Raw genomic sequence first — 12,345 nt, forward strand, 5'->3', positions numbered from 1 at the left:
ACCGCTACCACCTTCCGTAGTGATCGCGCTGACCAGCCTCCCATTGGTCAGCCGCGCCATTGGATTGCGCATGCCCGATGGCCTTGAGCTGCCGAACGGCGGCCGAACGCTGTTTTCCATAGCCTGCAGCTTGGCCGCTTCCACCGTAGCATTCGATCCGGCCGTCCGTAGTTTTTGAAGGCTAATAGCGCAGTCAGATGCTTCTGTTCGGTCCTATCACCCGGCAGAAAATTGAGTGTCTCTCGTCATTGTTCCTCGGATGGCCGGGCTTCATGAATCTGGGTGTCCAAAGCCGGCAACCGCCAAGAGAGCATAGGCCGGCAAGGACTATTCTGGGGGAGGATACTGTCCGATGATTGCACGCTCGTTCGCTGCCCGCCGTATGCTTTCGCTTTGCCTTGGGGCCTCCATTCTGGGTGGGTTGGCGGCGCCATCGATTGCCCAGGCGCAAGCAGGGCCGGAGGCCGAGGAATCGACCGGTCTTGCCGAGATCGTCGTGGTGGCGCGCAAGCGCGAGGAGCGGTTGCAGGATACACCCATCGCCATCACTGCGCTCGGCGGCGAGGACCTGACGGCGCGCGGCGCGAGCGCACTTGCCGACGTGGCAGGCTTCGTGCCCAATGTTTCGATGTACACGGCCGCGGGCGGCAGCGGCGGCGGCGCGAACCTCTCCGTGTTCATCCGCGGTGTCGGACAGAGCGAATTCCTGTTCACGGTGGATCCCGGCGTCGGCGTCTACGTGGATGGCGTCTACTATCCGCGCTCGGTGGGCAGCACATTCGACCTGCTCGATGTCGAGCGCGTAGAGGTGCTGCGCGGACCCCAGGGCACATTGTTCGGGAAGAACACGATCGGCGGCGCCGTCAACGTCACCTCGGCCAAGCCCAATGGTGAAACGCGCGGTTTCATCGAGGTGACGACCGGTCGCTTCAACCGCATCGACCTGCGCGGATCATTTGAAACCGCGCTTGTTCCCGATCAGGTGGCGATAAAACTCTCCGCCTCGTCGCAGAATCGCGACGGCTACGGCAGACGCGTCGATTACTTCACTGGCGACACGGTTTCCCGACCCGGCGATATCGACCAGACGGCCGCGAGGCTCGACCTGCGGTTCACGCCGTCGAACGACATCACGATCGATATTGCGGCGGATTACTCGCGCTGGCGGCAGGAAGCCGTGCCTGAAAAACTGCTTTCGTTCGATCAGGACGTTTCCGTCGTCGCGACCTTGTGGAACATCTTCGTGGCATCGCCGATACCGATGTCGACGGATTTGATCTCGCCGAACCCCTTCACCACCTACGGGACGGGCCCTAACCGCAACGATCTCGACATGTGGGGCATTTCGGGAACGTTCAACTGGGACATGAGCGATGCGATCGCTCTCAAATCCGTCACCGCCTACCGCCACATGAAGGCGCATTTCGGCCGCGATGGCGACGGCGGCCCCATGGACTATATCGCAACCGACAACCGGCAGCGGCAGCACCAGTTCAGCCAGGAACTCCAGCTCGTCGGCACATCTGCGGACGAACGGCTGAAATGGGTCGTAGGCGGCTTTTATTTCAACGAGTACGGGCGCGATACCAACAACGTCATCCTCGCATCCGGATTTTTCAACGCGTTCGAAGCACTTCCAGGGCCGATCGACGGGTCTCCGCCCGAAGCGCCAACCGCGCCCGGCGGCGCAGGCAATCCTGTGAACGTCGCGCTCGATCTTGATTTTGATATCTTCAACAAGATTCGCATCAAGAGCTACGCCGCTTTCGGGCAGGCGACCTACACACTTGCCAACGACCTGAATCTTACAGTCGGCGCGCGCTACACGCATGAGAGCAAGGACTACACGCTGCGGCACATCCGCGTTGCATCGGGCGTGCCGATCATACCGCTTACGACGGTGGGCAAGAGCTGGGATTCGTTCACACCGATGGCGTCGATCGACTATCGCTTCTCACCGCAGTTCATGGCGTATGCATCGGTATCGCGCGGGTTCAAGAGCGGCGGCTTTAACGGCCGCCCGACGGTGGACAACACGCCGCCGGTGCCCTTCAATCCCGAGGAGGTGACAGCCTACGAACTCGGCTTCAAATCCGATCTTCTGGGCCGTATGCTGCGCTTCAACGCCGCCGCCTACTGGAACGATTACACCGATATCCAGCTTTCCCGTGTCAAGGCCAACGAGGCCGGCGTTCTCGTCCTCGACCTTGGAAATGCCGGAGACGCAGAAGTAAAGGGCTTCGAGCTGGAACTGCAGGCGCAGCCAGTCCCCGCCCTGCAGCTTTCAGCCGGGCTTGGATATGCGGATTTCAAGTACACCAGCCTGGCAGCGGGGGTGAGCGACATCTCGCTCGACACGCATCAGCCCTTCGTCCCGAAATGGACGGGCAATGCGAGTATCGTCTACACGGTACCGGTGGGCACCAGCAGCAGCATCGCATTCCGAGGCGACCTGACTTACAAGAGCCGCACCTATCTCGATCCCACCAATGTGGCATCGCTGGTGCAGGATGGTTTCGCGCTGATCAATACGCGGATCACTTACTCGAACGACGATCTGGGTCTGGAGATCGCGGCCTTCGTCACCAACCTGACGGACAAGACCTATCTCGGCGGCGGCATTTCGGCGGAAACCAGTTTCGGGCATACCGAAGGCTATTACGGGCGCCCACGCGAATGGGGACTTTCGGCGAAGAAGCGCTTCTAGGGCGGAGGCGCACGATGGCCGGGCTCGATCCTGATGTGGCGGCGCTTCTCGATACCATGCGGGCAGCGGGCGCACCGCCGCTCTGGAGCCTGTCGATTGCCGAAGCGCGCCAGCAGCTCGCGGCCGCTACTGCCCAGCTCGCACCGGAGGTCCCGCACGTCGCCAGCGAGGATCTGACGATTGCGGGAGACGGGGCAGCGGTGCCGATCCGGATATACCGCGCCGACCGAGGCGGTGAGGGACCGATGGTGCTGCTGATCCACGGCGGCGGCTGGGCGCTTGGCAGCATCGAAACGCATGATGCGATCGCGCGGGCAATCGCGGCGGGCACGGACGCGACAGTGGTATCGGTTGATTACCGGCTTGCGCCTGAACACCCGTTTCCGGCCGGTTTCAACGACTGCGTGGCCGCGCTGGCCTGGTGCGACATGCAGCGCCTTCCCGGGCAATCGCTTGTCGTGATGGGGGACAGCGCCGGCGCCAATCTCACTGCGGCGCTCACTCTTCACGCGCGCGACAATCAGGGACCGCGCATGGACGCGCAGATTCTGATCTACCCGTGCGTGGATCTCACGACATCACCCCCATACGTCTCGCGCACGCAATATGGCGGCGGCGAATATTTTCTCGGCCAGCAGGATATCGACTGGCTTCGCGGCATGTATCTCGCGGACGCTGCGGACACGGGAAACCCGTTCGTCTCGCCGATGCTTGCGGAGAACCTGGGCGGCTTGCCGCAAGCGCTGATTGTGACGGCGGGTTACGATCCGCTGTGCGGCGAGGGCCTCGCCTATCACCGCAGGCTTTCGGATGCGGGCGTCCCCTCACGCAACCTCCATTTCGGGGGCGCGATCCATGGTTTCCTGTCCTTTGCCGGCGCCCTGTCTTCCGGCCGCGATGCTCTGGCGCGGATTATCGACTGGCTCTCCGCTATTCCAGCTCGTTGAGCTGGCTGAGCAACTGGGTTCGACGGTTTACGCCCGCCTTGGCGTAGATCGAACGCAGATGGTTCTCCACCGTGCGGGGGCTGATAAACAATCGTTCCGCAATCTCTGTGTTGGAAAGCCCAGCGGCAAGCGCCCGCGTGATATCGACTTCCCGCGCGCTGAGCTGGTATTCGCGGCAGCGAATTGCGAACATGGCCTCGTCATTCCGCCGGTTGGTATGCACGATAAAGAATGGGCGCCCCTCGGGACTGCGCCGGGTTCGAACAGAGGCGACGATGCCGTCGGCTTTTGAAATATCAACGGAAACGGCATCAGCGTAATTGCCGATCCGCAGGGTTCTGAGGCAAGCGCGGGAGAGTGCATCCAGCCGTATCCGCCCTCCGACATCCTGCATCGCCATATGCGCCAACCCCGTCCGGTTTCCGTATGTCACGGTCATGTGCTCATCAAGGAACACGAGGCCGTGCCCCGGAAATGCCGAGTCATATTCGGCAATGGCGCGCTCACGGATGACGAAACCGTCCTGCAGGCACAGAAGTCGCGCCGAACAGCCAAGAGCCGAGGCCAGCTTCTGCAAGCGGCGCTTTTCAATGTCGGTGAACGGGCGGTCTCCTCTCGGTCGATGGAAGCCGAAGATCAGCGTGTCACCGTCATCGCTCTGCGGTTTCTGGGTCATCACCATCACATGGTGAATGCAGTTCGGCCGGAAAAAATCATTATAGAATGGACTGTTGGTGAGCTGCGCATAGTCCGATATTTCCGAAGTACAGAACACATGCGGCGTATTGCGCAAACTTCGGCTGGCGGCTTTCATCGCGGGGTCTTCGCGAAAGTGATGCGCGAGATAGCCTTCGTGCGCACGTTCAGGCACATTATGGGCTGCCGTTCGCCCGAAACGGATTTCCCCGGCAGGGCTGACCCAGAATTGCATGAAGCAACTCGTCAGGGCGTCGAGAAAGTCGGCAGCAGGCGCAAGAACGTCCCGCTCAAGCGTGGAAAAGTCCTTGCAAGACAGAATCCCCTCCTGAATGGACAGGAGCGTTTCTGTTTCTCTGGCCAAGCTCGCCATCGGATACCTCCCCTTGTCCGTCGCTTTTTTTGGGGCAGCGACTGGATGCAGCATCTCCACCTAACGGCTGCTTCAGCAGCACAACCGATGCTTTATAGGCTTTTAGGGGGCAATCGATCAATTCAATAGACGTCGGGCGTAGAAGAGCGCGCTCAGGTGAGCGCTTGGGCGCCTTGCATCAGCGAACAATAGCACCTTCCATCATACACACAGCTTCGCCAATCGGATCGGCCCCCGGGAGTTCAAGTGGGGAGTTTCCGGACCGTGATGGTCTTCGAGTTCGTATATTCCGCGAGACCTTCCAACGCATTCTCGAGACCGATCCCGGATTGCTTGTGGCCTCCGAAGGGGATCGTGGGCGAGAATATGTGCGTTTCGTTGATCCACACCGTCCCCGCCTCAAGGCGCCGCGCGATCGCGTACGCGCGCTCCGTATCGCGCGACCAGACGGAGGCAGCGAGCCCGTAACAGGTGTCGTTGGCGCGCCGGATGACGTCCTCGATCTCGGTGAAACGCAGCAAAGGCAGTACCGGGCCAAAGGCCTCCTCGGTGACCACCGGTGCGTCATCAGGCGGATTGTCGATAATCGTCAGCGGCACGAAATAGCCCGGTCCCTCCGGCCGTTCGCCACCCAGAAGGAAACGCAGCCCCGATGCGCGCGCTTCATCAATCAACTGCCACACTTTCTCATATTGTGGGCGGTTCTGGATCGGACCGAGGTCCGTGCCCTGTTGCGACCCGTCGCCTATCTTGATCGTCTGCGCATAATCCATGATTTCGGCGGCGAGTGCGTCGTACACATCGTCGTGTATGTAGAGCCGCTTGGTGGCGAGCGCCGGCCCGAATATCTTCTCGGCCTCCTCACCCCGCCCCCGTACGAACAAGCTGTTCTGATGTATGCCGACCTGCCACTCGGCCTCAGGCATACCGGAAGAAACGATAACCTGCCCGTCTTGGCACGGAAGCGTTGGCCATATCCACAAGCTGAGCGTCCAGTCGGTGGGACAATCATTAGGAACGACATCCGCCACGGCATAGGACCCCGACACGATGGGCTGGACCTGCCCCTCAAGGGCGAACTTCGGCAGCTCAGGCATGGCGGCGACCTTGAAGCCCGGGCCTTGGGGGTTGCGATCGCCATGGCGCAGGCGAACGATGTCCACCTCATAGGCGTGCAAATCCGTGCTTACGTAGAAGGCAAACCTGCTGCCCGCGTTGGCAACCAACGGTTCCACAAAACCCGCCAAATGCATCTGTAACTCCCCAGTCTGGACCGACGCCTCCCGCGCAAACGCAGCCCCGGTCATCATATTATGGCCCGGCGCTCCCAAGCCCGGAAGGTTCGTCGCTTCTGGCATCGGCACGAACTGCTCTGCCGTCATGCGGATCATTCCTGCCTTCACAAAGGCAGTTGCCAACATAGGATCAATGGTATAACTCTCATACCATTGATTAATACAACGACGCCAATCAATTGCAGGAAACCAGTATGACGCGTGGTCACCCGGTGGTCGATTTTGAGGAGAGAGGCGCGCTGCTGCGCCAAAAGGGCGAACAGCTGGCCGCCAGCGGCGTGAAATTCGTGCAGATGGAGTTCGCCGACGTCAACGGACATGTTCGCGGGAAGATCAGCCCGTTGAGCAAGGCGCTCTCGCCTTCGGGCTTCGGCATTTCCACGCTTATCCAAACGATCCTCAGCAACGATCAGGTCTGCCTCACACCCTACAGCAATTTCGAAAACTGCTTTCCCAAGCTTTGTGCCGTCGCGGATCCGGAGACATTCCGGCAGTGGTCGTGGAAACCTCACATGGCTTCGGTCAGGTGCGAAATCTTCAATGAAGACGGGACATCGCCCGCCATCGATCCGCGAAGCCAATTGAAAAATGTCGAGTCAGCCCTTGCGGCTCGCGGCATCGAGGTGAAGGCTGCACTCGAGTACGAGTTCTTTCTTTTTCAGGAGGACGACAAGGCTGTTCGCGAGCGACGCTATGCCGATCTCTTGCCGTTCGGCCGGTCCGCCTCTGTTTACAACCTCGCTTCTCGTCCCTCCTGCAGCGCATTCGCCGAAGCCTTGTTCGAACGCTCCGAATGCGTCGATCTCAAGCTCGAAGCCTTCCACACCGAATATGGCGAAGGCATGTTCGAATATGTCCACGACATCGGCAACGCGCTCGCCGCCGCCGATGCCGCGGTCCATGCCAAGCTCCATATGAAGCAACTCGCCGGAGAGCATGGGCTGATCGCTACTTACATGCCCGTGATCGGCCGCCAGGAGTCGGATACCGCGAGCGGTGCGCATCACAACATCAGCCTGTGGCGAGACGGCAAGAATCTCATGCAGCCGGATGGAAATGGCATCCTTTCCACTACGGCACGACACTTCGCCGCGGGCATCCTGAGCACGATGTCCGACCTGCATCTGATTTTCCGTCCATGGGTGAACTCATACCGCCGCATGGATCGACATCACTTCAGCCCGGAAAATGCGTCTTGGGGTTTCGACCATCATACAGCGGCTCTGCGTGTGGTGCATGGGCCTACTCCGGCAAGAACTTCGCGTTATGAAGTGCGCGTTCCCGGGGCTGACGTGAACCCATACCTGTGCATGACCGCCATTCTGGCCAGCGGCCTGCGCGGCATCGAGAATGGCATGGAACCGCCAGCCTATGCCGTGGGTGATCCTGTTGAGAACGGCAACGGCGAGATGTTCCCGCGAACCTATTCCGAATCGATCGCGCGCTTTGAAAGATCGGCACTCGCGCGCGCGATTTTCGGCGACTTCTTTGTCGATATCTACGCCGAGACTCGCAAGGCCGAGTTGCAAACGTTCCAGAATTGGCTCGCCGAAAATCCTGCCGTCGACGCAGATCGCGTGACACAGTGGGAACGCATTCAATATTTTGAATGGCTTTGAAGCCGCCTCGTAGTCGAGAGACATGGAGATTTAAACAGTGAGTTCCACAGATCAAAATGTCGCGGTGGTGACTGGCGCCCGCGGCGGGATCGGACGCGTCATTTCGGATCGCCTGGCGGATGCGGGACAGCACGTCCTCGCGATCGACGTAACTCCGGTAACGGATGACGACAGCCACCCCAACCGCACCTCCGTCGTGGCGGATATTACGAATGGATCGGCGCTCGAAAGCGTCTTTACAGAGATCAGCGGCAAGGGGTCGATCACCTCAGTCGTGAATTGTGCAGGAATTCTGCGTGACCTTCGTGTCGAGAATACCCCGGGTCAGGAAATTACTCTGATGTGGCAGGTCAACGTGGAAGCGATGGCGCGCATCTGTCACCTGGCAGTTCCGCACATGCCGGCAGGTGCCGCCATCGTAAATATCGGCAGCGTAAGTTGCCGTCTCGGCCGATGGTCGACAGGTGCATCGATGTACGCCGCAACCAAGGCCGGCGTGGAAGCCTACAGCCGCTACCTCGCCTGTGAGCTTGCCGCGCGGCGGATTCGCGTAAATGCGCTCGTGCCAGGCCTCATTTCAGTACCGATGAGCCCCGCGATGCAGGCGGTGACGGGCGGCGAGGAAGCGTCCGCCCATCACGTGCCGATGGGGCGCTACGGCACATGCGATGAAATCGCCGACGCCGTTGAATTCCTGCTTTCAGACAAGGCTTCCTACATAACGGGGACAACGCTTGTCGTCGACGGCGGAGTGACAATCGCATGAGCACGATCGATATAGAGGCGGCGAACGCCGAAGCGCTTGAGCGCATCCTCAGTGCCGAGCCCGTGGTGACAGGTGTAGGACGTGCGGGCGATTGCATTCCGGGTTTTACCGGAAATCTTGTTCTTACATCCGGCGCCCCGATGGCTTGGGAGGACTATCACGGCGGCCAGCGTGCAGCCTTGATCGGCGGCGCGCTCTATGAAGGACTGGCGACAACCGAACACGCGGCGGTGGAGGGGTTTCAGTCAGGAAAAATCCGTATCGGCGCTTGCCATGACTACGGCTGCGTAGGATCGGTTGCAGGAATCTACACAGCCTCCATGCCGGTGTTCATCGTCAGAAACACCACGCATGGAAACATTGGATACTGCAACCTTTACGAAGGCAAGACGTCACGACGTCTGAACTATGGCATCTACGACGACGAGGTGAAGCAGCGGCTCGACCGCCTGCGGGATGTCGTCGCCCCCGTTCTCCATCGCGCGATCGAAAGCGCCGGAGGCATCGCACTGAAGCCCATCATCCGCAGCGCGCTCAACATGGGCGATGAACTACACAGCCGGAATACGGCCGCTTCGCATATCTTCACCAACGCACTCTTCCCTCATCTTCTGGATCAGGTGGATACGGGTGTGGATAAGCTGAAGCAGGTGCTCAACGTTCTTACCGAAGACAATTATTTCTTCCTCCGCCTTTCCATGGCCGCCGCAAAGGCCACCGCTGATGCCGCACGTGACATCGCGGGGTCTACAATCGTGACCGCAATGGCCATGAACGGCCGCCATTTCGCCATTCGGGTCAGCGGCCTTGGAGATGAATGGATTGTCGGACCGGAACCGACCGTGGATGCCAAGTTCTTCGACGGCTTTTCAAAGGACGACATTGCCTGGATGGGCGGAGAGAGTGTCATAACCGAAACTGTCGGCCTTGGCGGCTTCGCGCAGGCCGCATCCTTCGCTTTGCAGGATTACCAGGGCGGATCACCCGAACGGATGATCGAGATCAATCTCAGCATGTACGAGATCGTTGCTGGTGAAAACAGCGACTACAAAATTCCGTTCTTCCGCTTCCGCGGGACACCGACGGCTATCGACATACGCAAGGTGGTTGCGACGGGTATCACACCCGTTGTCGATGCCGGCCTTGGCGGCAAGGGCGGCGGACAGATCGGCGCCGGCCTGATCCGCGTGCCGATCGAGTGCTTTACACGCGCCGCGGAGGCGTTTCAGGAGCGATATGGCCATTGCAATTAGCGCAATTCTTCAAAGACAGGCCGCCGAGGACTGCGAAGAAAGCCACAGCGTCTGAACAATCGCGCTCTTATCGAAATACAGTCTTGAATAACAGGAATCCCAGAAAATGACGAGTTCGCTTCACCGCGGAAATTCCGAAAACGTGGATGGCAAAGCCCTTCCGGAATTCGACATATGCATTGTCGGAGCTGGATTGGCCGGGCTCTATGCGCTTTATCGCCTGCGGTCTCTCGGCTTTTCCTGCAGGGTTCTGGAAGCGGGCGATGGTGTCGGAGGAACCTGGTATTGGAATCGCTATCCCGGTGCACGTTGCGATATCGAGAGCTATCAATATTCCTATTCCTTCGATGACGATTTGCAGCGGGAATGGAAGTGGACGGAGCGGTTTGCCGGGCAGGAAGAAATACTCTCCTATCTCGAACATGTCGCCGAGCGCTTTTCTCTTTATGAGGATATCAGTTTCGGCCACACCATCACCGCGATGCGTTTCGATGAAGCAAGCAATCGCTGGACAGTGGAAACGTCAAATGGGCCGATCTGCTCGGCGCGCTTTTGCATCATGGCAACAGGCGTTCTTTCGAAGCCCCGCGACATTCACCTTCCCGGCATGGAAACGTTCGAAGGGCCGATCTATTCAACCGCATACTGGCCTTCAAATCGCATAGACCTTCGGGAAAAGCGCGTGGCCCTCATCGGAACGGGCGCATCCGGCTGTCAGCTGCTGCCTCATCTCGTTGATCAAGTCGGCCATGTCACCGTCTTCCAGCGTACGCCGAATTTCTGCGTACCGACGGCCAACGCCCCAGTGGACCCTGCCTACGAGGCACGCTGGCAAACCGATTACAAGGCGATCCGTAGCGAACAGGCCACGACCCCCGGTGCCGTCATATTCGACATCAATCCCCGTACAGCGACAGAAGCCAGCGAAAGCGAACTTAGAGCTGAATTCGAACGGAGATGGAAGGAAGACGGCGGCCTCAACTTCATGCGGTCGTTCAGCGACCTTTCACGAAATGAAACATCGAATGCGCTCGCGGCCGACTTCGTTCGCGATAAGATTCGCACAATCGTCAAGGACGAAGAAACGGCGCACAAGCTCACCCCGTACGGCTATCCCATCGACGCCCGCAGACTGGCAACTACGGACCGGGAGTTTTATTCCCTCTTCAATCGACCAGACGTGGCACTGATCAGCGTGCTGGAAGAGGAGATTGTTTCGGTCCAAGGCCATGGAATCAAGACAACCCGGCAGGACTATCCTTTCGATGCCATCATACTTGCGACCGGCTTTGAGCCGATAACAGGCGCCATGATGGCGATCGACATCGTGGGCATTGATGGCATTCCAGTTCACGAAAAATGGCGGGACAGGCCCGCGGCCTATCTTGGCATTGGCGTTGCCGGACTTCCCAACATGTTTCTTATGAACGGCCCCGGTGCGCCGGGTGCTCTGGCGAACATGTTCTCGTCGTCCGAACTTTTGGTGGATTGGGTTGCGGAATGCATCTGCTTCCTGCGGGAAAACGGAATTTCCCGCATCGAGACCAAGAAGGCGTCTCAGGCGGAATGGATGAATCGTGTTCAGGAACTCGGAGAGAAGACGCTGATGTGGAAAGCCGAAACATCCGGCTATGTCTATATCAATGCAGCCCGGGAACGCGTGTTTCTGTGCTACTCTGGCGGTTTCCCCGAATTTCGGACCGTTTTGTCCGATGTGAAAGCCAACAACTACGCCGGCTTTTCCCTGGTGCCATAGATTTCCATAAAAAGGGGGCAGCGCGATCAGCCGGATCGCGCTGCCCCCTTTTTTTTACATCCGGAGCGCTTGTGAGGTCAGCCTTCCGGGGCATCCCACGGGCCAGCCAGTTGACCACCATCAACGAGAATTCCCGAACCAGTAATCATCGCGGCCTCATCCGATGCCGCAAACAATACGGCATTCGCCACATCTTCTGCCGTCGCGATACGTCCGATCGGCACCTTGGCGGACAGCTGTCGCAACCGTTCGGCGTGCCCCCCCGCGTCCGCCATTGCTGATGGATCCAGCATTGCGGTATCAATGTATGTCGGATGGATCGATACGCAGCGCACCGGATAGTTTTTCGTGCCGCAATGAAGCGCGACGGCTTTGGTCAACGTCGTAACGCCGCCCTTGGTCGCATTATAGCCCGCGATATCGGCCGGGCCGACGAGCCCGCCGATCGAGTTCATGTTGATGATCGCGCCGCTTCCTCCAGAACGTAATATCGCTTCCAACCCCAATTTGCAGCCGAGCATCGTGCCGGTGAGGTTCACTGCGATCATCGCATTCCAGTCGTCGAGCGTCAGTTCCTCGATCGTGCCTACTCTGCCCATACCGGCTATGTTGCATACGATATCGAGCTTAGCAGCCCATGAGACCGCCATATCGAGCGCTGCTCTCCAGGATTGTTCGCTCGACACATCCAGCACGGCGCATAAAGCGGCATCACCCAGTTGCTCGGCTGTAGCACGGGCGCCTTGTTGATCGATATCGGCGACGATAACGCGCGCGCCTTCGGCCACAAAGCGCCGACATGTAGCCCTTCCGACACCCGAGGCGCCACCGGTTACGATCGCGACCTTGCCTTTCAATCGGCCCATTTTTCCTTTCCTGTATTCCCGGAAGCACCATTCGAGCGCTTTCCACTACCTGCAACGCGAAGAGCTC

At 59.3% G+C, this 12,345-nt stretch carries 9 protein-coding genes; 6 read left to right on the forward strand and 3 right to left on the reverse strand.

The window, feature by feature from the left end; genetic code table 11:
- Positions 1-352 precede the first annotated feature (352 nt).
- Both ACE3TJ_RS07185 and ACE3TJ_RS07190 read left to right on the forward strand, forming a co-directional pair.
- Positions 353-2,707 (forward strand): TonB-dependent receptor, encoded by a 2,355-nt coding sequence (locus tag ACE3TJ_RS07185; RefSeq protein ID WP_374595284.1) that lies wholly within the window; start codon positions 353-355, stop codon positions 2,705-2,707.
- Positions 2,708-2,721: 14 nt separating this feature from the next.
- On the forward strand, positions 2,722-3,654 hold the full coding sequence (locus ACE3TJ_RS07190) for an alpha/beta hydrolase (RefSeq protein WP_374595286.1): 933 nt from the start codon (positions 2,722-2,724) through the stop codon (positions 3,652-3,654).
- On the opposite strand, the gene ACE3TJ_RS07195 is transcribed toward ACE3TJ_RS07190, so the two are convergent.
- Positions 3,638-4,723, reverse strand: a complete 1,086-nt coding sequence (locus ACE3TJ_RS07195; RefSeq protein ID WP_374595288.1) for a response regulator transcription factor — start codon at positions 4,721-4,723, stop codon at positions 3,638-3,640. The genes ACE3TJ_RS07190 and ACE3TJ_RS07195 overlap by 17 nt on opposite strands.
- A gap of 242 nt (positions 4,724-4,965) precedes the next feature.
- Entirely contained in the window at positions 4,966-6,114 is a 1,149-nt protein-coding gene (locus tag ACE3TJ_RS07200; RefSeq protein ID WP_374595290.1) for an aldehyde dehydrogenase family protein, read from the reverse strand.
- Positions 6,115-6,212: 98 nt separating this feature from the next.
- On the opposite strand from ACE3TJ_RS07200, the gene ACE3TJ_RS07205 reads away from it, so the two are divergent.
- From ACE3TJ_RS07205 to ACE3TJ_RS07220, 4 genes are all read left to right on the forward strand, one after another.
- Positions 6,213-7,637, forward strand: coding sequence for a glutamine synthetase family protein (locus tag ACE3TJ_RS07205; RefSeq protein ID WP_374595292.1), 1,425 nt, complete (start codon positions 6,213-6,215; stop codon positions 7,635-7,637).
- Positions 7,638-7,674: 37 nt separating this feature from the next.
- Positions 7,675-8,403, forward strand: coding sequence for an SDR family NAD(P)-dependent oxidoreductase (locus tag ACE3TJ_RS07210; protein ID WP_374595294.1), 729 nt, complete (start codon positions 7,675-7,677; stop codon positions 8,401-8,403).
- Positions 8,404-8,582: 179 nt separating this feature from the next.
- A complete protein-coding gene (locus tag ACE3TJ_RS07215; protein WP_374595296.1) occupies positions 8,583-9,656 on the forward strand; it encodes a DUF1116 domain-containing protein in 1,074 nt (357 codons plus the stop codon).
- Positions 9,657-9,762: 106 nt separating this feature from the next.
- A complete protein-coding gene (locus ACE3TJ_RS07220; protein WP_374595298.1) occupies positions 9,763-11,412 on the forward strand; it encodes a flavin-containing monooxygenase in 1,650 nt (549 codons plus the stop codon).
- Between the two features lie 77 nt (positions 11,413-11,489).
- Here ACE3TJ_RS07220 and ACE3TJ_RS07225 read toward each other — a convergent pair whose 3' ends face one another.
- Positions 11,490-12,278: an SDR family oxidoreductase gene (locus tag ACE3TJ_RS07225; protein WP_374595300.1), complete on the reverse strand. Its 789-nt coding sequence runs from the start codon at positions 12,276-12,278 to the stop codon at positions 11,490-11,492.
- Positions 12,279-12,345: the final 67 nt, after the last annotated feature.

This window comes from Sphingosinicella sp. (assembly GCF_041916975.1).
Taxonomy (GTDB): domain Bacteria; phylum Pseudomonadota; class Alphaproteobacteria; order Sphingomonadales; family Sphingomonadaceae; genus Sphingosinicella.

What these genes read in the sequence shown, in the direction of transcription:
- ACE3TJ_RS07220 (WP_374595298.1), top strand. Translation starts at nt 9,763, where the DNA reads ATGACGAGTTCGCTTCACCGCGGAAATTCCGAAAACGTGGATGGCAAA.
- ACE3TJ_RS07190 (WP_374595286.1), top strand. Translation starts at nt 2,722, where the DNA reads ATGGCCGGGCTCGATCCTGATGTGGCGGCGCTTCTCGATACCATGCGG.
- ACE3TJ_RS07185 (WP_374595284.1), top strand. Translation starts at nt 353, where the DNA reads ATGATTGCACGCTCGTTCGCTGCCCGCCGTATGCTTTCGCTTTGCCTT.
- ACE3TJ_RS07200 (WP_374595290.1), bottom strand. Translation starts at nt 6,114, where the DNA reads ATGATCCGCATGACGGCAGAGCAGTTCGTGCCGATGCCAGAAGCGACG.
- ACE3TJ_RS07225 (WP_374595300.1), bottom strand. Translation starts at nt 12,278, where the DNA reads ATGGGCCGATTGAAAGGCAAGGTCGCGATCGTAACCGGTGGCGCCTCG.
- ACE3TJ_RS07205 (WP_374595292.1), top strand. Translation starts at nt 6,213, where the DNA reads ATGACGCGTGGTCACCCGGTGGTCGATTTTGAGGAGAGAGGCGCGCTG.
- ACE3TJ_RS07195 (WP_374595288.1), bottom strand. Translation starts at nt 4,723, where the DNA reads ATGGCGAGCTTGGCCAGAGAAACAGAAACGCTCCTGTCCATTCAGGAG.